This window comes from Pseudomonas syringae group sp. 247E2 (genome assembly GCF_032587795.1).
Taxonomy (GTDB): Bacteria; Pseudomonadota; Gammaproteobacteria; order Pseudomonadales; family Pseudomonadaceae; genus Aquipseudomonas; species Aquipseudomonas amygdali.
This window is the reverse complement of the sequence record NZ_JAWHPK010000015.1, coordinates 116,027-134,995: the sequence shown is the minus strand read 5'-3', so window position 1 is coordinate 134,995 and position 18,969 is coordinate 116,027. Positions and strand designations below refer to the sequence as shown.

Annotated in this window: 21 protein-coding genes; 10 read left to right on the top strand and 11 right to left on the bottom strand. The window is 57.2% G+C overall.

Annotation, left to right across the window (positions count from 1 at the left end; genetic code table 11):
• The first annotated feature begins 2 nt into the window (after positions 1-2).
• The 7 genes from RYC18_RS15810 (at position 3) to RYC18_RS15780 (ending at position 7,011) form a co-directional block, all read left to right on the top strand.
• Positions 3-1,304, top strand: coding sequence for an MFS transporter (locus RYC18_RS15810; RefSeq protein WP_054076863.1), 1,302 nt, complete (start codon positions 3-5; stop codon positions 1,302-1,304).
• A gap of 18 nt (positions 1,305-1,322) precedes the next feature.
• On the top strand, positions 1,323-2,171 hold the full coding sequence (locus RYC18_RS15805) for a transketolase (RefSeq protein WP_005743283.1): 849 nt from the start codon (positions 1,323-1,325) through the stop codon (positions 2,169-2,171).
• A complete protein-coding gene (locus tag RYC18_RS15800) occupies positions 2,168-3,187 on the top strand; it encodes a transketolase family protein (RefSeq protein WP_011167980.1) in 1,020 nt (339 codons plus the stop codon). Before RYC18_RS15805 ends, RYC18_RS15800 begins: the two co-directional genes overlap by 4 nt.
• A gap of 48 nt (positions 3,188-3,235) precedes the next feature.
• Positions 3,236-4,189, top strand: coding sequence for an alpha/beta hydrolase (locus RYC18_RS15795; RefSeq protein WP_117140298.1), 954 nt, complete (start codon positions 3,236-3,238; stop codon positions 4,187-4,189).
• Between the two features lie 143 nt (positions 4,190-4,332).
• Positions 4,333-4,818 carry an ATP-binding protein gene (locus RYC18_RS15790; RefSeq protein ID WP_316886465.1) on the top strand — a complete coding sequence of 162 codons (486 nt, stop codon included), beginning with the start codon at positions 4,333-4,335 and terminating at the stop codon, positions 4,816-4,818.
• Between the two features lie 204 nt (positions 4,819-5,022).
• Positions 5,023-6,768 carry an OPT family oligopeptide transporter gene (locus RYC18_RS15785; protein WP_057405395.1) on the top strand — a complete coding sequence of 582 codons (1,746 nt, stop codon included), beginning with the start codon at positions 5,023-5,025 and terminating at the stop codon, positions 6,766-6,768.
• A 66-nt stretch (positions 6,769-6,834) separates the two neighbouring features.
• Entirely contained in the window at positions 6,835-7,011 is a 177-nt protein-coding gene (locus tag RYC18_RS15780; RefSeq protein WP_316886464.1) for a DUF2986 domain-containing protein, read from the top strand.
• A gap of 216 nt (positions 7,012-7,227) precedes the next feature.
• Here the strand turns inward: RYC18_RS15780 and RYC18_RS15775 are convergent, their stop codons facing one another.
• From RYC18_RS15775 to hmpA, 3 genes are all read right to left on the bottom strand, one after another.
• Positions 7,228-7,854 carry a glutathione S-transferase family protein gene (locus RYC18_RS15775; RefSeq protein ID WP_005743276.1) on the bottom strand — a complete coding sequence of 209 codons (627 nt, stop codon included), beginning with the start codon at positions 7,852-7,854 and terminating at the stop codon, positions 7,228-7,230.
• Between the two features lie 127 nt (positions 7,855-7,981).
• A complete protein-coding gene (locus RYC18_RS15770; protein ID WP_005743275.1) occupies positions 7,982-8,398 on the bottom strand; it encodes an ester cyclase in 417 nt (138 codons plus the stop codon).
• Positions 8,399-8,486: 88 nt separating this feature from the next.
• Entirely contained in the window at positions 8,487-9,674 is a 1,188-nt protein-coding gene (gene hmpA / locus RYC18_RS15765; RefSeq protein WP_316886463.1) for an NO-inducible flavohemoprotein, read from the bottom strand.
• A 309-nt stretch (positions 9,675-9,983) separates the two neighbouring features.
• Here hmpA and RYC18_RS15760 point away from each other — a divergent pair, with 309 nt between their 5' ends.
• Positions 9,984-11,405 carry a sugar porter family MFS transporter gene (locus tag RYC18_RS15760; protein ID WP_002552378.1) on the top strand — a complete coding sequence of 474 codons (1,422 nt, stop codon included), beginning with the start codon at positions 9,984-9,986 and terminating at the stop codon, positions 11,403-11,405.
• Positions 11,406-11,454: 49 nt separating this feature from the next.
• Here the strand turns inward: RYC18_RS15760 and RYC18_RS15755 are convergent, their stop codons facing one another.
• The 8 genes from RYC18_RS15755 to RYC18_RS15720 form a co-directional block, all read right to left on the bottom strand.
• Positions 11,455-12,075, bottom strand: coding sequence for a LysE family translocator (locus RYC18_RS15755; protein ID WP_005743272.1), 621 nt, complete (start codon positions 12,073-12,075; stop codon positions 11,455-11,457).
• Between the two features lie 62 nt (positions 12,076-12,137).
• Positions 12,138-13,097, bottom strand: coding sequence for an ornithine cyclodeaminase family protein (locus tag RYC18_RS15750; protein WP_005743271.1), 960 nt, complete (start codon positions 13,095-13,097; stop codon positions 12,138-12,140).
• A 3-nt stretch (positions 13,098-13,100) separates the two neighbouring features.
• Positions 13,101-13,685: a carboxymuconolactone decarboxylase family protein gene (locus RYC18_RS15745; protein WP_227024861.1), complete on the bottom strand. Its 585-nt coding sequence runs from the start codon at positions 13,683-13,685 to the stop codon at positions 13,101-13,103.
• 51 nt (positions 13,686-13,736) lie between these two features.
• A complete protein-coding gene (locus tag RYC18_RS15740; protein WP_046835320.1) occupies positions 13,737-14,357 on the bottom strand; it encodes a bacilysin biosynthesis protein BacA in 621 nt (206 codons plus the stop codon).
• Positions 14,358-14,359: 2 nt separating this feature from the next.
• The gene (locus tag RYC18_RS15735; RefSeq protein ID WP_005743267.1) at positions 14,360-15,343 is read right to left on the bottom strand and encodes a branched-chain amino acid transaminase; all 984 of its coding nucleotides are present in this window, start codon (positions 15,341-15,343) and stop codon (positions 14,360-14,362) included.
• Positions 15,344-15,345: 2 nt separating this feature from the next.
• Entirely contained in the window at positions 15,346-16,743 is a 1,398-nt protein-coding gene (locus RYC18_RS15730) for a phenylacetate--CoA ligase family protein (protein ID WP_316886462.1), read from the bottom strand.
• A gap of 25 nt (positions 16,744-16,768) precedes the next feature.
• On the bottom strand, positions 16,769-17,191 hold the full coding sequence (locus tag RYC18_RS15725; protein WP_005743265.1) for a DUF2000 domain-containing protein: 423 nt from the start codon (positions 17,189-17,191) through the stop codon (positions 16,769-16,771).
• A 14-nt stretch (positions 17,192-17,205) separates the two neighbouring features.
• The gene (locus RYC18_RS15720; protein ID WP_005743264.1) at positions 17,206-17,586 is read right to left on the bottom strand and encodes a Dabb family protein; all 381 of its coding nucleotides are present in this window, start codon (positions 17,584-17,586) and stop codon (positions 17,206-17,208) included.
• A gap of 233 nt (positions 17,587-17,819) precedes the next feature.
• Here RYC18_RS15720 and RYC18_RS15715 point away from each other — a divergent pair, with 233 nt between their 5' ends.
• Both RYC18_RS15715 and RYC18_RS15710 read left to right on the top strand, forming a co-directional pair.
• Positions 17,820-18,299 carry an Lrp/AsnC family transcriptional regulator gene (locus tag RYC18_RS15715; protein ID WP_005745878.1) on the top strand — a complete coding sequence of 160 codons (480 nt, stop codon included), beginning with the start codon at positions 17,820-17,822 and terminating at the stop codon, positions 18,297-18,299.
• A gap of 98 nt (positions 18,300-18,397) precedes the next feature.
• On the top strand, positions 18,398-18,778 hold the full coding sequence (locus tag RYC18_RS15710) for a glyoxalase superfamily protein (protein WP_005778215.1): 381 nt from the start codon (positions 18,398-18,400) through the stop codon (positions 18,776-18,778).
• Positions 18,779-18,969: the final 191 nt, after the last annotated feature.

The window sequence follows — 18,969 nt, the reverse complement described above, 5'->3', positions numbered from 1 at the left end:
TCATGATAACCACCATGACCCTCGACGCGGTGTCGACCACGCGCGCCAATGCCTACCGCAAGACCGCCTGGCGACTGATGCCGTTCCTGATGCTGTGCTACCTGTGCGCGTACCTGGACCGTGTCAATGTCGGCTTCGCCAAGCTGCAGATGATGAACGACCTGTCGTTCAGCGAGACCGTCTACGGCCTCGGTGCCGGCATGTTCTTCATCGGCTATTTCCTCTGCGAAGTGCCCAGCAACCTGATCCTTCATCGCGTCGGGGCAAGACGCTGGATCGCCCGCATCATGATCTCCTGGGGCATCATTTCCGCCCTCTTCGCCTTTGTCGAAACCGCCTGGCAGTTCTATGCCCTGCGCTTTCTGCTCGGCGTGGCGGAAGCCGGTCTGGCGCCGGGCCTGCTGCTGTACCTGACGTACTGGTTCCCCTCTTATCGCCGCGCGCGCATGACCGTGCTCTGGTTCATCGCCATCCCGCTGTCCGGCATGATCGGCGGTCCGCTGTCGGGCTACATCATGACCCGCTTCGCAGGCGTTCATGGCTGGGCCGGCTGGCAATGGATGTTCGTCCTTGAAGCGATCCCGACGGTGATCGTCGGCTTGTTGGTACTGAGCTATCTGAAGGATGGCGTGCACCAGGCGACATGGCTGTCCGCTGAAGAAAAGGAATTGGTCAACAAGGAACTGCAAGAGGACAACAGCCAGAAAGTGGTACACGCGTCGGTAGGCGCCTTCATTCGCGACAAGCGTCTGTGGCTGCTGGCGTGCATCTACTTTTGCGTGGTGATGGGCCAGTACGCGATCACCTTCTGGCTGCCGACGCTGATTCGCAACGCAGGCGTTTCCGACCCGCTGCACATCGGCCTGATGACCAGCCTTCCCTACCTGTGCGCAATCGTCGTGATGCTGCTGATGGGGCGCAGCGGCGACAAGCATCGAGAACGCCGCTGGCACCTGGTAGGTCCGATGATCGCAGGCGCTCTGGGGTTAAGCCTGGCAGCGCTGTTCGGCGGCAATCTGCTGCTGTCGGTGCTCAGCCTGTGCCTCGCCGCTGCGGGCATTCTTTCGGCGTCCTCCATGTTCTGGATGCTGCCTACCACGCTGCTGGGCGGGGTATCGGCGGCCGCCGGGATCGCCGGAATCAACAGTTTCGCCAATCTCGCGGGCTTCTGTTCGCCCTACCTGATCGGCTGGATCACCACCACGACCGGCTCAAGCGCCATCGGCATGTACCTGATTACCGGCGTGCTGTTCATCGGCGCCTATCTGGTGCTGCGCATCCCCGCCGCCTCGGTCAATCGTTGAGTCAACGGAGTAATCACCATGACAGCCACTACTTTATCTGCGCCTTCAACCTCGCTGGCGCAGCGTGCTCATAACATTCGCCGGCACGCATTACGCATGGGCCAGGTTCAGGGCCAGGGTTATGTCGGACAGGCACTGGGCGCTGCGGACCTGCTCGCCGTGTCCTATTTTCACGCGCTGAACTATCGGCCTGAAGACCCTGAATGGGAGCAGCGCGACCGCTTTTATCTGTCGATCGGCCACTATGCCATTGCGCTGTACGCGGCATTGATAGAGGCGGAAATCGTCCCGCTCGATGAACTGGAAACCTACGGCTCGGATGACAGCCGTTTGCCCATGTCCGGGATGGCGACTTACACCCCCGGAATGGAAATAACCGGCGGTTCGCTAGGTCATGGTCTGGGCATTGCGGTAGGTGCCTGCCTGGGGCTGAAGCGCAAGGCCTCAAGATCTTTCGTTTACAACCTGCTGTCGGACGGCGAGCTGAACGAAGGCTCGACCTGGGAAGCGGCCATGTCCGCCTCGCACTGGAAACTGGACAACCTGATCGCGATCGTCGATGTGAATAACCAGCAGGCCGATGGCCACTCCAGTGAAGTGCTGGCTTTCGAACCCATCGTGGATCGCTGGCAGGCGTTTGGCTGGTTTACCCAGCGCGTCGACGGCAACGACTTGAACGCACTGGTCGCAGCCTTCGACGCGGCCCGCCAACACGTCGGCGCTCAGCCCAGGGTCATCATCTGCGACACGAAAATGGGCAAGGGCGTGGCGTTTCTGGAAACCCGTGAAAAGACCCACTTCATCCGCGTGGATGAGCACGAATGGGACGTCGCACTGAACAACCTCGACGAGGGGAAAACCGTATGAGCTCTGCCAATAACACCTCGGCTCCGTCCGTTGCCCCGAAGAAAAAACTCACTACCTCGGCGATGATCGCGTCCATCGCCTCCGAGGGTCAGGCCACCCGCCCGGCTCCGTTCGGTCATGCATTGGCGGCGCTCGCGGAGCAACGTCAGGATATCGTCGGGCTGTCGGCTGACCTGTCGAAATACACCGACCTGCATATCTTCGCCAAAGCGCACCCTGAACGTTTCTACCAAATGGGCATGGCCGAACAGTTGCTGATGAGCGCGGCTGCGGGCATGGCTCGGGAAGGCTTCGTACCGTTTGCGACCACTTATGCGGTGTTCGCCTCACGTCGCGCCTACGACTTCATCTGTATGGCGATTGCCGAGGACAACCTCAACGTCAAAATCGTCTGCGGCCTGCCGGGCCTGACCACCGGCTACGGCCCCAGCCATCAGGCCACCGATGACCTGGCGATCTTTCGCGCCATGCCCAACCTGATGATCGTCGACCCCTGTGATGCACTGGAAATAGAACAGGCGGTCCCTGCGATCGCAGCGCATCAGGGCCCGGTGTACATGCGCCTGCTGCGCGGTAACGTGCCCTTGGTGCTGGACGAATACGGTTACACATTCGAGATCGGCAAAGCCAAGACCCTGCGCACCGGCAACGACGTGCTGATCATCTCCACCGGCCTGATGACCATGCGTGCCCTGGAAGCGGCCAAGGCACTCCAGGCCGACGGTGTCGATGTTGCGGTGCTGCACGTGCCGACCATCAAGCCGCTGGACGAGCAGACCATTCTGGCGGAAGCCAGAAAACCAGGCCGTCTGGTGGTGACCGCCGAAAACCACTCGATTATCGGCGGGCTGGGCGAAGCAGTGGCGACGGTGTTGCTGCGCAATGGCGTTACACCGACCTTCAGGCAGATCGCCCTGCCGGACGCTTTTCTCGACGCTGGAGCGCTGCCTACACTGCATGATCGTTATGGCATTTCCACGCCCGCCGTCTGTACGCAAATCAAGGCGTGGCTTTAAGCACTGACAGGCGCAGGGGCTTATTTCCCTGCGCCTCGGGAGCACGTATTGAACGCCGATGAATTACTGGACCCGGCCTATCGTTGGTTCATGGACGAGCCGTCGAGCAACTGGACGCTGCACACCCTTGCCGACATCAGGGCTCGCGTCAGCGCCTCATGGGCAACCGCCGCCACCAAGCGCGGCGAGCAACACTGGACCTCCTCCGATTCGGACAACGGCGTCAGGTTATGTCTTTATCGTCCGGACCTTTCGCTCTCTCACTCTGGACTCCCCGTCATCCTGTATATCCACGGTGGCGGCTTTGTTCTGGGCAGCCCGGAGATGGCCGATGATTACCTCGCAGAGCTAGCCGTCGAGCTCAAGGCAATCATCGTCGCTGTCGATTATCGGCTCGCCCCCGAGCATCCATTCCCGATCCCGCTGGAAGACTGTTACGCAGCGCTGGAGTGGATATTCAGCCACGGGCCGACGCTGAGCATGAACACCGGTAACCTGGTGATCATGGGCCACAGCGCCGGCGGCGGGCTTGCTGCCGCGCTCGCTCTGCTGGCAAGAAACAAAGGGCTGCGGACACTCGCCGGTCTGGTGCTGATCTACCCCATGCTCGATCACCGCACTGGCGCGCCTGACGCTCCGCCAGCCAACCCGACTACCGGCACTTTCAGCTGGTCGCGCCAGGCCAATCATTTTTGCTGGGAAAGCCTGCGCGGTGCCTACGCACTGGACGATGATCGCAAGACCCTGTTCTCCCCCGCACTGGCCACCGACCTGAGCGATCTGCCGCCCACCTTCATCTGCGTTGGCGCACTGGACCTGTTTCTGGAAGAGGACCTGGCATTCGCGCTGACCCTGTCGCGCTCGGGGGTGCCGATGGAATTGCATGTCTACCCAGGCGTGCCGCATATGTTCGATCAGTTGCCAGGCGAGCAGACCGGGCAGGCGACGCAAGATATTGCCCGCGCCGTGCGCAGGATGATCGCCGCAGGGTTATGCGACTAGAATGACGCACACGTTGCGGTGATGATCGCGAGTGCCATTTCAATGATGCGCTGAATGTGCTTGGCTGAGAGGCTCCCGCAGGGTCACGGCCTCGCCTCTGCTCAGGAATGCACACCTTACGACTGGAAAAGGGACACGCCTTGATGCTCGCCACGAAACTTCACCTGCTGTGCGGCAAGATCGCATCCGGTAAATCGACACTGGCAAAATCAATCGCGACCGAGCATTCAGCGATCCTGCTCAGTGAAGATCAATGGCTCTCTCGGCTCTACCCTGACGAGATCAAATCAGTGGCGGACTACGTGCGTCTGGCCCATCGAATTCGCGACATCATCGGCCCTCTGGTCATAGACATGCTGAAGTCAGACATTTGCTTGGTTCTGGATTTTCCTGCAAACACGCTTGCAGACCGTGAGTGGCTTCTCAGCCTGGCTGAAGACGCTCAGGTTAAGCATCGACTGCACTATCTCGATGTGGAAGATGATATTTGCCTTGCCAGACTGCATGCTCGTAACGAAACAGCAGAGCATGAATTTGCGGCTACAGATGCGGAGTTCAGGCTGATCACGCGCTACTTCCAGACTCCACACACTGACGAGGGGCTGGATATTCTGGTTCACCGCCTGTAATTCATCAGAGGGCGCGTGGCGATGTCCTTCCAAGAGTCTGATTTCTGATGCTCCCGCAACAGGCACCCTGCGTAGCCGGTCGGCAAAGATCGGGACAAACGGATGCCTTAACGCCACTCCACAACGAAGCCTGCCATATGAACCTTCGGCCGATATGACGCTCACTTTATAGGTTGCCTTGTCTCATTGCCGAAAGGAACTCGCATGCTTTCAACCTCGCCATCGATCCCTCTTGCCAGTCCTGTCGAGCGTGAACTTAGTCTGCGCGCGGTCATTACCGGGGTCGTGCTCGGTATCCTGTTGACACCTTCCAATGTGTACGCCGGGTTGAAGATCGGCTGGTCGTTCAACATGTCGATCATTGCGCTGTTGATCGGTTATGCGATCTGGCAAGGGCTGTCGAAGCGCGCCTCCGGGCAGCTGCCGTGGACGCTGCATGAGAGCAACATCAATCAGACGGTCGCCTCGGCCGCTGCGTCGATCATTTCCGGCGGGCTGGTCGCGCCGATTCCGGCTTATACCTTGCTGACAGGCCAGCAATTGGACGCCATCCCGATGATCGCTTGGGTCTTTTCGGTGAGCTTTCTGGGGATCTGGATTGCCTGGTACTTGCGCCCATCACTGCTCAACGACAAGTCGCTGAAGTTTCCCGAAGGCATGGCCACTCTGGAAACCCTGCTACACATCTACAACCATGGGCGCGAAGCCGCAATACGCTTGAAGGTGCTGCTCAGCACCGCGTTGCTGTCTGCGCTGGCCAAGTGGGTCGACACGTTCATATGGGCCTTCCCGCGCTGGTCGCCGAGCGCTCACCTGGAGCGTCTGACCTTTACCGCCGACCCTTCGCTGCTGCTGGTGGGGTTTGGCGCAATTATCGGCATTCGCGTCGGCATTACCCTGCTGCTCGGTGCTCTGCTGGCCTGGGGCGGCGTGGGGCCGTGGCTGCTGGAACAGGGGCTGGTGATATTACCGGCCGACAGCAGCGGCCCGCAGTTCGCAGCACTGGTGGAATGGTTGCTGTGGCCGGGTGTAAGCCTGATGGTCTGCTCGACCCTGGCTTCACTGGCGATTCGTTTGTGGGCACTGCACAAATCCACCAGAGCCAGTGGCGGGACGACGTGGTCAATGCCAAAGGCAGGGCCTGCCGCCGGTTTCGTACTGGCGATCATATTGGTCGTTAGCCTGCAGGCGCTGTTGTTCGGCATTAACCTGTGGATGGCGTTGCTGACCATTCCCCTGGCAATCTGCCTGGCGGCCGTGGCGGCTCGAGTGGTCGGTGCCACCGGCATTCCTCCCATTGGGGCAATCGGGCAGTTATCCCAACTGAGCTTCGGCATCGTCGCGCCCGGGCAGGTGCCGATCAACTTGATGAGCGCCAACACGGCCGGAGGTTCTGCCGGGCAATGCACGGACCTGATGAACGACTTCAAGGTCGGCCGGGCGATTGGTGCCACGCCGCGTAAACAGTTGATCGCCCAGACACTGGGGATTTTCGTCGGCAGCATCGTCGGCGTCCTGGCTTACATGGCGCTGATCCCGGACCCGCAATCGATGCTGCTTACCGAGGAATGGCCCGCCCCGGCGGTGGCCACCTGGAAAGCCGTCGCGCAAACGCTGACCCACGGCCTGGATTCATTGTCAGCGAGTATCCGCTGGGCAATTTTCATCGGCGGGCTGGCGGGGTTGTTGCTGGGCATCCTCGACAGCACGTTACCCGCCCATCGCACCCGGTACATGCCGAGCGCCGCCGCCCTGGGCCTGGCTTTTGTCCTGCCAGCCTCAGTATCTCTGATGATGGCCCTTGGCGCGGTGCTTACCTGGCTGGTGAACTGTCGCTGGCCGTCCCTTACAGAACGCTTCGCCATTACCGCAGCGGCAGGCCTGATTGCCGGAGAGAGCATCACCGGTGTCGGGGCGTCGCTGTGGCAGATGGTTGGAAACGTAGGGTAATCGACGCGTGTATGAGCAGATATTCCAGCTGGTATCATCCACGCATCTGCAAGCGAGTTGAAGAGCATGAATCGTCGTAAAAAAATACAGCAGCTACTGAAAGCCCACGCAAAAAAGGCCAGCGCAAAAAAGGCCAGCGCAAAACTGGCCCCGCAGAGCAAGGCCAAATACATCAGCAAGGCCGACCGCTTGAAGCTGGCGGCCGAAGCGGATCAGGATTCGGTAAGCCTGTCCGAAGGCTGACCAGCAACGTACGCGCCTTGGCGACGCAGAGCGTGCGGAACGATAACCGCAACTATCGTGCGGCGCTCTGCGTCGCATGCCTTTCTGGACGCTCTGCGTCCTCTTGCGACGCAGAGCGTCGAGAACTGCGTTACCACGCTGGAGCATGGGAACGAGAGGTGTCCGGGAGAACACTTCTCGTGACTATGCGCGGCGCAAGCGCCTCAGGCACGGCGGTTACTTGGCGAAAGAATATTCCCCACCCTGCTCCAAAGCCTTGCGGTACGCAGGCCTGCCCTGCAGTCTTTCAACCCACACCGTCACATTCGGGTACGGCTGCAGCATTCCCTGAGCCTTGGCGAACTCGCCAATGAAGCTCATCTGAATATCCGCGCCACTCAGATCTTCTCCCAACAGATAAGGCGTCAACCCCAGAGAGTCGTTCAGGTAACCCAGATAATTGGCCAGCTCTGACTGAATTCGCGGATGCAGCGGTGCGCCAGCGTCACCCAGACGTCCTACGTACAGGTTGAGCATCAGCGGGAGAATGGCCGAGCCTTCCGCGAAATGCAGCCATTGCACGTACTCATCGTAGGTAGCGCTGGCAGGGTCCGGTTGTAGTCGGCCATCGCCATGACGGCGAATCAGGTAGTCGACAATGGCACCTGACTCGATGACAACATGAGGGCCATCTTCAATAACCGGTGATTTGCCCAGCGGATGGACAGCCTTGAGTTCAGGCGGCGCAAGATTGCTTTTCGGGTCGCGCTGATAACGCTTGATCTCGTAGGGCAGGTCGAGCTCTTCAAGCAGCCACAAAATGCGCTGCGAACGTGAGTTGTTCAGGTGGTGGACAGTGATCATGTCGGGCTCCGCGGGGTGAAAGTGTCTAGAAAAGACTGCGCTGCCACCGGGGAGTGCCCTGAAATGCTGTTACTTCGACGAGCGTGCCGGAAAAGCTGCGTTGATGAGCTGCACACCGATGAAAATCTCAGGCGCCTCTGTCACTGGAGCCGGCCGCTGGCTCGCCACGAAGTTCTCGCTCCACTGCGGCTTTATCAATGACCGACCAGACGCTGACAATCTTGCCGTCGCTGAATGTGTAGAACACGTTTTCAGAAAAGGTAATGCGCTGGCCATGCGCATCCAGCCCCAGAAATCGCCCCTGCGGCGAGCAGTTGAATATCAGGCGGGCAGCAACCTGTGACGCCTCAACCACCAGCAAGTCAATGTTGAAACGCAGGTCAGGGATAATCCTGACGTCGTTTTCCAGCATCGCCCGGTAGCCGGCCACGCTGATCCGCTCGCCGTTGTATTGCACATCGTCGTCGACGAAATCGCCGAGATCCTGCCAGCGGCGTTCGTTAAGACAGGCGATGTAAGCTCGATATTGCTCGGCCAGATTCATGGTGCGCCCTCCTGTTCAAAAAATACTTGAAGCAGCCTTTTTAAGGGGATGCTTCAAAAGATATGCGCTTCTGCGCATCTGAATGCGCTCAGGCCAACGCCTCGGCCGGACCAAAAAACTCATAATGGCTCTGCCGGTCCGGAACACCCAGCTCGTGCAGCGCGCGCTTGATGAACACCATGAACGGCTTCGGACCAAGAAAGTAGGCCTCGACATCCGTGTCCTCCGGCAACCATTGCTGCAGATGCTCCGTCGAAGCAAGCCCCGTCACGGTATTTGCCGGTGCGTCACCGGCCGTAGCTTCGCTGTAAACCACGTGCGCCGCAAACTGCGCATATCGCTCGCGCCAATCATCAATGACCGCCTGGAACGCCTGCACGCTGGCATTACGCGCGTAGTGGATAAACACGACGTGTCGGCCACCTGCCTGCAACGCCGCTTCCGCCATGGCCAGCGTCGGGGTGATGCCGACACCGCCGCTGATCAGTACCAGCGGTTTGCTGCCTTCGATAAGCACGAACTCGCCAGAGGGCGGGAACAATTCTACGGTGTCGTCCACTGCGACCTGATCGTGCAGGTAGCCGGACGCAACGCCGCCCTGCTCTCGCTTGACGCTGATGCGATAGCTCACACCGTTGGCAGGCGCAGAGAGCGAGTAATTTCTACGAATTTCTCCGCCTTCGGTGTTCAACCAGATACCGATGTACTGACCGGGCTTGTGCGCGATGACCGGTTTACCATCAACAGGCTGCAGGTAGAACGACATGATCTCGCTGCTTTCCGGCACCTTGCGAACAACCTTGAACAGCCGTCCGCCACGCCAGCCACCCGGTGCTGCGGCGATGCTTTCATACACATCGCGCTCGGCATTGATCAGCATGTCAGCCAGTTGCTGATACGCCGCAGCCCATGCATCGATCACTGCATCCGTTGCGATCTCTGCGCCCAGCACCTCGCGAATGGCGCGCAGCAGGCAGGCACCGACAATCGGATAATGCTCCGGCAGTATCTGTAGCGCGACATGTTTATTGACGATCTGCGCCGCCAGCGGCCCGAGGTTTTCGAGGCGATCAATATTGCGCGCGTACATCAACACCGCATTGGCCAGCGCCCGTGGCTGTGCGCCATTTGCCTGGTTGGCCTGATTGAACAGCGGACGAACCTGAGGATAGTCATTGAGCATGATGCGATAGAAATGAGTGGTCAGTGCCTCCCCGCCTGTTTCAAGGATCGGTACGGTGGCTTTAATGATGTCGCTATGGGCAGTGCTGAGCATAATCAATTCCAGAGTGAGCAGTTTCGTTACTGGAGTCAGAGCAACGCGCGTGCCAGATAAAAACTGCTTTGGAATCAATGAATAGCAGATTTTTAAGTCAAAAAGACCTAGTCTTATTAACCAATATCAAGAAAATTTTGGTCATTATGACCAGATCAAGTTAATCGTTTCAGCCATCCTCGCACGCAGAACGCCTTTAAGAATTCAATCCCGACCGGGTTTGTAGGGAACTAGCGCGCAACACATCGCCCTAAGCCTGACATCTACGTACTGGCGCGACGCTGGTTTCAAACGAAGGACTTCAGATTCATGTCTTCAAGTAGCACCTCAGCAGCGGCCGATCCGCAAGGTCGGCAAAGCGCTTCACCGAATCGACTCATTTTTATATCCGTGCTCGTGGCCACCATGGGTGCGCTGGCGTTCGGCTATGACACCGGCATCATCGCCGGTGCATTGCCTTTCATGACGCTACCCACCGATCAGGGCGGGCTGGGCCTGGATGCCTACAGCGAAGGAATGATCACCGCCTCACTGATCGTCGGCGCTGCGTTTGGCTCGCTTGCCAGCGGCTACATCTCCGACCGTTTCGGACGCCGTCTGACCTTGCGCCTGTTGTCGGTGCTGTTCATTGCTGGCGCACTGGGCACGGCCATTGCGCCTTCCATTCCGTTCATGGTCGCTGCGCGCTTCCTGCTGGGTATCGCGGTGGGTGGCGGCTCGGCTACGGTGCCGGTGTTCATTGCCGAAATCGCCGGACCGTCGCGGCGTGCGCGACTGGTCAGCCGTAACGAACTGATGATCGTCAGCGGCCAGTTGCTCGCCTACGTTCTAAGCGCGGTCATGGCCGCTCTGCTGCACACACCTGGCATCTGGCGCTACATGCTGGCCATCGCCATGGTGCCGGGAGTGTTGCTGCTGGTCGGTACATTCTTCGTACCGCCGTCGCCGCGCTGGCTGGCGTCCAAAGGCCGCTTCGATGAAGCGCAGGATGTGCTGGAGCAACTGCGCACCAACAAGCAGGATGCGCAGCGCGAAGTGGACGAGATGAAAGCGCAGGACGAGGAGGCTCGTCATCGCCCGAAAGCCAGGGAGTTGCTGCGTCAGGGCTGGGTCATCAAGTTGTTGCTGATCGGCATTGGCCTGGGCTTTACCGCGCAGCTCACAGGCGTTAACGCCTTTATGTACTACACCCCGATCATTCTCAAGAATACCGGCATGGGCACCAACGCCGCGCTGACCGCCACCATCGGCAACGGCGTGGTATCGGTTATCGCGACCCTGCTCGGCATTTGGGCGATTGGCCGTTATGGCCGTCGGCACTTGTTGATGACCGGACTGGTGATGGTCATCCTGATGCAGGCAGCGCTGGGTTGCGTGTTGCAATTCATGCCGCAGAACCTGACCCAGAGCTACACCGCCCTCGCCTGCATTCTGGTGTTCCTGCTGTTCATGCAGATGTGCATCTCGCCGGTCTACTGGCTGCTGATGTCGGAATTGTTCCCGATGCAGGTGCGCGGATTGCTGACCGGCACAGCGGTATCGATGCAATGGCTGTTCAACGCATCGGTGGCATTCACCTTCCCGATTGCAGTCGATACCATCGGCAACCCGACGTTCTTCATCTTTGCGGCCATCAACGTCGGCTCGTTGATATTTGTCTTCCTGTGCCTTCCGGAAACCAAAGGCAAATCGCTTGAGCAGATCGAGAAGCATCTGAAGAAGGAGCTGTAACGGCTGACCGGATGAGGCCATCAACGGCCTCATCTACCCTCCAGGCAGATCAGCGCACCAGCATCGACGCTGCCGCCGCTACCATGATTGCTGCCGCACCGCGAAACAGTTTTCTCTGGGCGCGCTCGCTCGACAATAAATGTCGAATGCGCAATGCGGCAAATATGAATACTGCACCGACGCCAAGCAACACCAGCACGGTCAACGGCACCAGAACCAGCCCCCACGTCTGCAAAGAAACCGTTTCGAGATTGATGACCAACGGTAAAAGCGCCAGATAAAAGGCAATGGTCTTGGGGTTGCCCAAGGTGATGGTCAATCCTGAAGCGGCCGCAGACAGCAACTCTTTTTTCTTTGCTGATTTTCCGATTTCTATGGCTTGATGGTCTGCGAACCAGAACTGCCAGGCCAGGTAGCACAGATAAATCGCGGCCCCCCAACGCACGACCTGAAACAACGCATTGAAGTGTTCGGCAATCATGGCAAGGCCAAATACTGCAAATGAAAGATAGGTCAAGTCACCGAGAATCAGCCCGGACAGCAGGCAGAAACCTGACACCGCGCCGCCACTGACGCTCCGTGCTACCAGCGCAGCCATACCGGGGCCGGGAATGGCTGCGGCAATGCCCAGCGCAGCCGAATATGTAAGAACCTGAGTAAGATCAAGCATGTTGCACTCCTTGAAATAATTATAAGTGCCCGGCGAGCAGCGCCGTAAACCAAGTAAGACCGCTAACCGTTTAAACGGGACGCTATCCACTGGCGGATTATTTCCCGAGAGAACACCAGATCCTGCACAGCCAGCCCAACCGACTTGAAAACTGTTATGCCTCGAGTTGTTTGCGGCGTTTCATCTTTGCACAGTGTGCCGATCTCTGTTCCGCCACCCGGCTGCGCAAGCAGACCTTTCTCAACGGCCTTGATCACGCAGTCGGATGCGGCCAGCACCGAACGGTTGCAGTCAGTGAATAACGTAACGTCCTGATAGATATCCTCGTGCAGTTCCTGAAAACCGGGGGCTGAAGCGCCGATTGCGTTGATGTGACAGCGCACCGGAAGATCCGCATGAAACAAGATAGGCGAACGTGCAGCAGTGGTGGTACAGATGATATCGGCTTCGCTAACAGCCTCGGCAGCGGTATTGCAAATCGAAATGGGCAGATCGCAGTGCTGCGCGCTCCAGGCCGCAAATTCGCGACAGGCCTCGTTGCTACGCCCCCATACTGAAACGTATCTGATCGGCCTTACCGCTTGCATTGCCTGCAGATGAGCTCTCGCCTGCAAGCCCGTGCCCAGGATGGCAAGGCGACTGGCGTCGGGGACGGCCAGCAACCGTGTTGCATGAGCAGATGCAGCCGCTGTACGGATTTCCGTAACTGCACCTGCGTCCACCCCTACGACAGGGGCAACCTGCGCCTCGTCATAAATCAGTATCGTGCCCATGTGAGAAGGACCGCTGGCAGCGTCTCCGAACCTGACGACCACTGACTTCAGACCGAACCCCTGGTAAGGACCGCTCTTGATGTAGGCAGGCATGACGCCCATCAGTGCGTTATCACCGCCCTTGATAACGGTACGCAACGGCTGCTCTACCTGCCCTGAAGAATGCAGCAGGAACGCGGCCTCGCTAAGTTGGAGGCTGAGCTGAATATTCATGAGCGACTTGACCGTATTACCGTCCAAATGAAGCATCGTTCAAGCCTCGGACACTGTGTTGAGCCCTTGAAAGGCTTCCCATTTGAACCGCTCATCGATTTCAGTACCGGCAATACTGTTCAGGATCGTTGACATGTTTTTCTGTGCGACAGCGAGAATAACGTCCAGCATGTTTTGTTTACTGAAGCCCGCTTTGAGTAAGGCCTCTACGGCTGCCCCGCTCAAGCGGCCACGGCAGTTGATCACTTGCTGGGTAAACTCGCGCAATGCCCGCAAACGGACATTCAGGTGCGCAGGCTGATGAGCCAATGCATCGACCACGGACTGATCGACGCCCTTGGACAAGGCAATGAAGGCATGCGCCTGAATGGTATAGGAACACGTGTTTTCCACCCCTGTGGTTATCCAGACCACAGCCTTTTCCTCTTCGCTCAACGAGCTTTCGATAACTAGGTCATGCGCCCGCTGGTAAGCGCCCAATAATGAAGGCGACTCGGCCATATAGGCACTTTGATTGGGGATCCAGCCAAAGTTGTCGATTGAACTCTGAAGCAACGCTTTACTTTTCAGGGGGGCAGAATCGATCGTGTGGAGCTTCAAGACAGTCATGATGACCTCGATCAAAAGTGATTCGGGGGCTACCCGGCTTGACCAGGTGGCCTTATGTTTGGGGAATCAGCGGTAGCGTGCGCTGACTTCAACGGGTTGAGTGCTCCACCGGATCGGCGCGAAGACGGACCAGAGCATGCGGATGGGGCGAGTCTTCGATATGAACTGAAGCCCATGGATATGGGCTGCCACCTCGGTGGTCAACGCAACGTCAACTTCACCCCTGGCTACCGCAGCCGCAGCGGCGCTGGTAGACAGCGAAAAGATCACCGAGTCGACTTCAAAACCGTCAGGCAGCAACTCCTGAATCAGCATCAGCGGAGCGGGATGAGTCGCTATCGTCAGTTTTCTGGTATTCAACTGCCCCTTGCTCACCAGGCCATACTCTGGGGTATCGAAGACGAAAGTGGCTACAAGGCTTAACCGCGGGTTCATATAAAAGTTATGAATCTGCGGATAGGCGTTGGCCACGATCAGTACCCCGGGGATGCGCTCGTCCATCGCTGAGCAGGCATGCTCATAAGAGTCACTGAGGTTGATCTGCACCTGTGATTCAGGAAAGCGCTGGCCAAGCCATTCGGTAAAAAAACCAGCAGCTGCTTCACTACTGGTTCCACTCGGCCCCAATGTATGAATCATCACCTCGCGCCAGTCGCCTACACTCAAATTCAGGAATTTACTGTCCATTGTCATAAATCTCCGGATGTTCGATTGTGCAAGGGGCTCAGCCAGTGGGCATATCGGCTATGCGAACCTTTTACCGTTTGCAGGTAGAGGCTTCTCAGCGCGCCGGTTACTTTGCCCACTTTGTGGTCCTGCAATACGTAGTGATCAATCTGTGTCACGGGTACGATCTCGACCCCTGTGCCAGCAAGAAAGCACTCGTCGACCGAATACAATTCGGAAAACGAAATGTCTCGTTCCACCACGCTTAATCCTAATGTTTCTCTGGCCAGGGTCATGATCGAATCACGGGTAATGCCCTCTAGAATGTGTGCACTGAGAGGCGGTGTGATAAGGCATCCATCCTTGACCACGAACACATTGGAGGTGGTTGACTCGGCCAGATTGCCGTGAATATTCAACATCAACGCATCGTCAAAACCGTTGCGTTGCGCCGACTCCATGGCCAACGCCGAATTGGCATAGCTACCGGTGATTTTCGCTCGCGAAGGAAGAGATACATCCGGGATGCGTCGCCAGCTCGAAACGGCGCAGCGGATGCCGGCAGCGGGCATGTAGGCGCCCATTGCCAGAGTATTGATCACCAGCCCTGAGCTGACGCCGGTCAGCTTTACACCAAAACCAACGCCGGGCAGCAGCGCTTTTTTATAGGCCATGGGCCTGATATAGCAGTCGGTCAGCGCCTCATTGCGACGCAGTAAATCAAGAATTATTTCCTTCAGTTCAGTGCGGCCAGGCAGGCTGTCCAACTGCAGCAACCTGGCTGAGTTCTCCATACGTTTAAGGTGATCGTCGAGCCTGAAGACATTCAGCTCGCCGTTATCAGCAACGTAAGCGCGTATACCCTCGAACACCGCAGTGCCGTAATTAAATGCCTGGGTCGTGATTGGAACCAGAGCTTCTGCAGCGGCGACAAAACGATCATCCAGGTACACCCATGGGTGAGGTTTGCGCGGACTACTTTTAGTGTTGAGCGGCACGTCGACCATGGTCAGGCCCTCCGTGCAGCGATCTTCAAGGCGGTATCACGCTCCAGATTATCGCCGCCCGTACGTTTGTCATGGAGTCGGGCAGCTTTCCAGCTGACCATCGCTGCCGTGCCAGTCACAGCGTCGGTAGGGCCGACAGTAATACTTACGGGAACACCGAGTGCAGTCTCCATAAAGCCGGCTACAGCGTTCAGGTCATTTCGGGCTTCGCTATTGGGCTGCAACTCGATAGTAACGCTTAATTTATCGACACCCGACACGGTCTCGACCTGGATGTGATAATCCAGACAGCCTGTGAGATGCTCGAACAGCGCTGCTTCGACGTCGTAGGCGCAATGGTTGCGTCCGTTTATAACCAGCGTGTCTCTGAGCCGTCCGATCGGGATGATCTGCCACTTGCCCTGATTCAGAACCCGGGCTCTGACCGTGTCTCCGGTGCGATACCGAATAAGGGGCTTTTGGCCCTGATAGAGGTGCGTGATAACCAGTTCACCGGTCATCTGGCCGTCTTTCGGTTCCAGGACTTCGCCGGTGATCGGATTGACCACTTCATAGACAACATTCAAGGGCACGGTGCACAAATGCCCCTGCTTGTCACACGCGGCGAGAATGGAAGACTCCTGGGATGCGTACATACAGTTGTAAACCGCGCTGTTCCATACATCGCCAATGTTGCGCAACAAGCCAGGGGTGGTGAGTTCACCCAACGTGAATATCAACTTCACACCCAGCGATGAGGGGGTCTGCCCTTTGTTGATCAAATGCCTTGCCAGGCTGATTGCAACTGCGGGAGTACACACCAGTGCGGAGATTTTCAGTTCCCTGATCAACGTAATGGCACGTTCCATCCCGACGACAGGTGATCGCGGCCACATTTTCACTACCGTGTGCCCCAGACTTCGACAGACGTCCTCGAATGTATCTCCGGTGGAGTGAAGCTCCGTAGGCCCCATGACACCGACTATGTGTCGTTCGCCGTGAGCCTTGAAAAGCGCCTCGTAACGAAGTATCAATGGGGTGTTGTTGAATATCGAATCCCGCTCGTTACGCGGACAGGGCGTGGCCGCTCCTGTTGTACCGGTGGTTTCGTAATAGATCCAGGCATCGGGCAGCGGAGCAGAGAGCATGAAGTGACCTGCCGTGCGCAAGTCATCTTTCGTCGTAAATGGCAGTTGACGGAAAGCGTGCCAGTCCAGAGTGCCCAATGCAGCGTCCGAAGGGGACAACAGGTCGCGATAAAACGGAGAATGGGCTTTGACGTAACGAAGTGTTTGCCTGAGGCGGTCGAGTTGGATAGACCTTAACTCCTCAAGGGAGATACCATCGTTTTCAAACAACGCATGCTGCTGGTACGTGGCACGCGCCAACTCTAGAAGATCCGGTTTGAATAAAGCGTACACGCCAACCTCCTTGTCATTAAGATATTTACTTGAACAGCGGAAAGTTTCCTGACAGTTTGCTTATCTTTTTCTTCGGCCCTATCAGCCCGATCGCGACCAACTCGATGGACGAACTGTCCGCCTCGGAGATTCGTGACTCATACTCCTGATAGGTTTTGCAGGACTGCGCCAGTGCGCTGAAAGGAATGCTGAAAATTTCATCGTCGGCCAAGGCTTTTTCCTGAAGCTCGCGCAGGCTTTCATTGCTAGACAACAGGATCGGCAAAGGCGCGTAGATAACGCCGGGATAGTTGACACTGTCGCGGCTCTGCATGTCCGGGCCTACCAGCCCGTCTACGGAACGCCCCATGCTGACGCCGATGACGCTAACTGCGTTCGCGGCATGCCCCAGACCCAGCGACTTATCAACAACGATTACACACTTATGAAGTGTCGCATCAAAATTCATGGTCCCCCCTCAAACTATCGAGAAACGCTCAAGGCATCGAGCGGTGACCTGACAACGTCAGCCCAGCCCTCGAGCAGCCCTGACCAATGCGTTGTTTCACTAGTAATATCAATGTCCACGACCTGCCAACTGGCGATCTTTTGCCACTTGAGCACACCGTCCTGATGATCAGGATGAATAAGAAAACTTGAAAGTTCTTCCTGACTTTCAAATAAGCCCATAGCCACAAAATCCATGGCTCTTTTACGAACGCTTATATTTCTTCCACAGGCCCAGCCTGCAATCTCGTTAATATGGTGCGGGTGTCGACGGGTGGCAGCCTCTGCCTCAATGACTTCATTGTCACACCACTGAAAAGGCTCGTGAAACTTGAAAAAAACCAAGTGGAGAATCATGCATCGTCCTTGTTTATAGCCCACAACGTTTACAGAGTTATTGATAAGCGGGCCTGCCCCTATGCAATTTTTAAACAACCCAGCTGTATGCAAACAGTGTATGGATGAGACGTTTACCAAGCCTTGCCTGAAAAAATACTACACGCTTTAAACAGGAAGAAATGATCTATTCTGATTGTCAGCATCACCGAATTAGGTAGAATTCCCCCCATCCACAGGGAGTTGCGGAATTTATGACCTATCAGACGTTGAACCCTACTGATGTAAGGATCCTCACGGCCCTGCAACAGGACGGCCGGATCACCAATCAGACCCTGGCCGATCAGATCGGCATGTCTGCCTCGCCCTGCTGGCGACGGGTCAAACAACTTGAAGAACATCGCTATGTGCTGGGTTACAGAGCGGTGCTGGACCGTCGCAAGATCGGGCTGGGTGTCATGGTGTTCATTCGGGTCAGCATCGACTCTCACAGTGAAGCCGAGGCAAGAAAATTCGAGCAGGAAGTCATGCAACTGGAGAACGTCGTGGCGTGCTACAGCATCGGCGGAGATGCCGACTTTCTGCTTCAGGTGGTGGCACGCGACCTGGATTCGTTTGCCGACTTCGCCATGACGGTGGTCAGAAGGCTCCCTGGGATTAAAGAGATGCAGAGCATGTTCGTCTTGAAGGAGATAAAGCCTTTCGTCTCATTCCCGGTCAAACCTGCGGCCTGACCGCATCAGGCTGAGGCTCTGGATGGCAAGTCCGGGTCAGCAAACATGCATCGCCTGCAAACATCAAACAATCGATCGTTTTCAATAAAGGAATAGTCATGTCCACGACCGAGCAAGCCACTGTGACTTTCGACAGTGCCATCCCGATCCTGCGGATGTTCGACGAACGCAAAGCGCGTGAGTTCTACCTCGACTTTCTCGGTTTCAGCGTCGAATTCGAGCATCGTTTCGAGGCCGATCTGCCGTTGTATCTGGGGATCAGCCGCAACGGGCTGCATTTGCACCTTTCTGAACATCACGGCGACGCCTGTCCGGGGGCTGCGGTGTTTATTCCCACTCAAAACATCGAGCAATTGCGCGATGAGCTGCTTGGCAAGCAGTACGGTTATGCACGACCCGGCATTGTTCAGCAGGGCTGGGGCCAGGTACTTGAAGTCTGCGATCCGTTCGGCAACCGCATCAGGTTCTGCCAGAGTTGAGGCAAACGCATTAACGTCAGCGGAGACCGATAAACCGGTTGTCCGGCTGACGCCACCACTGCCTGCACAATGGATATGCCGTGATCCATCGTTGTGCACATTGCCGCGTTCAAGCGCAAAGATGACGCATGACTGCGTCAAAAAACTTCGCTAACAGCCTTTAATCCCCTGCCAATCCGCCTTCGGTCAAC

What these genes read in the sequence shown, in the direction of transcription:
- RYC18_RS15710 (WP_005778215.1), top strand. Translation starts at nt 18,398, where the DNA reads ATGTCCACGACCGAGCAAGCCACTGTGACTTTCGACAGTGCCATCCCG.
- RYC18_RS15750 (WP_005743271.1), bottom strand. Translation starts at nt 13,097, where the DNA reads ATGCTTCATTTGGACGGTAATACGGTCAAGTCGCTCATGAATATTCAG.
- RYC18_RS15755 (WP_005743272.1), bottom strand. Translation starts at nt 12,075, where the DNA reads ATGCTTGATCTTACTCAGGTTCTTACATATTCGGCTGCGCTGGGCATT.
- RYC18_RS15725 (WP_005743265.1), bottom strand. Translation starts at nt 17,191, where the DNA reads ATGAATTTTGATGCGACACTTCATAAGTGTGTAATCGTTGTTGATAAG.
- RYC18_RS15740 (WP_046835320.1), bottom strand. Translation starts at nt 14,357, where the DNA reads ATGGACAGTAAATTCCTGAATTTGAGTGTAGGCGACTGGCGCGAGGTG.
- RYC18_RS15775 (WP_005743276.1), bottom strand. Translation starts at nt 7,854, where the DNA reads ATGATCACTGTCCACCACCTGAACAACTCACGTTCGCAGCGCATTTTG.
- hmpA (WP_316886463.1), bottom strand. Translation starts at nt 9,674, where the DNA reads ATGCTCAGCACTGCCCATAGCGACATCATTAAAGCCACCGTACCGATC.
- RYC18_RS15780 (WP_316886464.1), top strand. Translation starts at nt 6,835, where the DNA reads ATGAATCGTCGTAAAAAAATACAGCAGCTACTGAAAGCCCACGCAAAA.
- RYC18_RS15715 (WP_005745878.1), top strand. Translation starts at nt 17,820, where the DNA reads ATGACCTATCAGACGTTGAACCCTACTGATGTAAGGATCCTCACGGCC.
- RYC18_RS15770 (WP_005743275.1), bottom strand. Translation starts at nt 8,398, where the DNA reads ATGAATCTGGCCGAGCAATATCGAGCTTACATCGCCTGTCTTAACGAA.
- RYC18_RS15785 (WP_057405395.1), top strand. Translation starts at nt 5,023, where the DNA reads ATGCTTTCAACCTCGCCATCGATCCCTCTTGCCAGTCCTGTCGAGCGT.
- RYC18_RS15735 (WP_005743267.1), bottom strand. Translation starts at nt 15,343, where the DNA reads ATGGTCGACGTGCCGCTCAACACTAAAAGTAGTCCGCGCAAACCTCAC.
- RYC18_RS15720 (WP_005743264.1), bottom strand. Translation starts at nt 17,586, where the DNA reads ATGATTCTCCACTTGGTTTTTTTCAAGTTTCACGAGCCTTTTCAGTGG.
- RYC18_RS15805 (WP_005743283.1), top strand. Translation starts at nt 1,323, where the DNA reads ATGACAGCCACTACTTTATCTGCGCCTTCAACCTCGCTGGCGCAGCGT.
- RYC18_RS15790 (WP_316886465.1), top strand. Translation starts at nt 4,333, where the DNA reads ATGCTCGCCACGAAACTTCACCTGCTGTGCGGCAAGATCGCATCCGGT.
- RYC18_RS15800 (WP_011167980.1), top strand. Translation starts at nt 2,168, where the DNA reads ATGAGCTCTGCCAATAACACCTCGGCTCCGTCCGTTGCCCCGAAGAAA.
- RYC18_RS15760 (WP_002552378.1), top strand. Translation starts at nt 9,984, where the DNA reads ATGTCTTCAAGTAGCACCTCAGCAGCGGCCGATCCGCAAGGTCGGCAA.
- RYC18_RS15810 (WP_054076863.1), top strand. Translation starts at nt 3, where the DNA reads ATGATAACCACCATGACCCTCGACGCGGTGTCGACCACGCGCGCCAAT.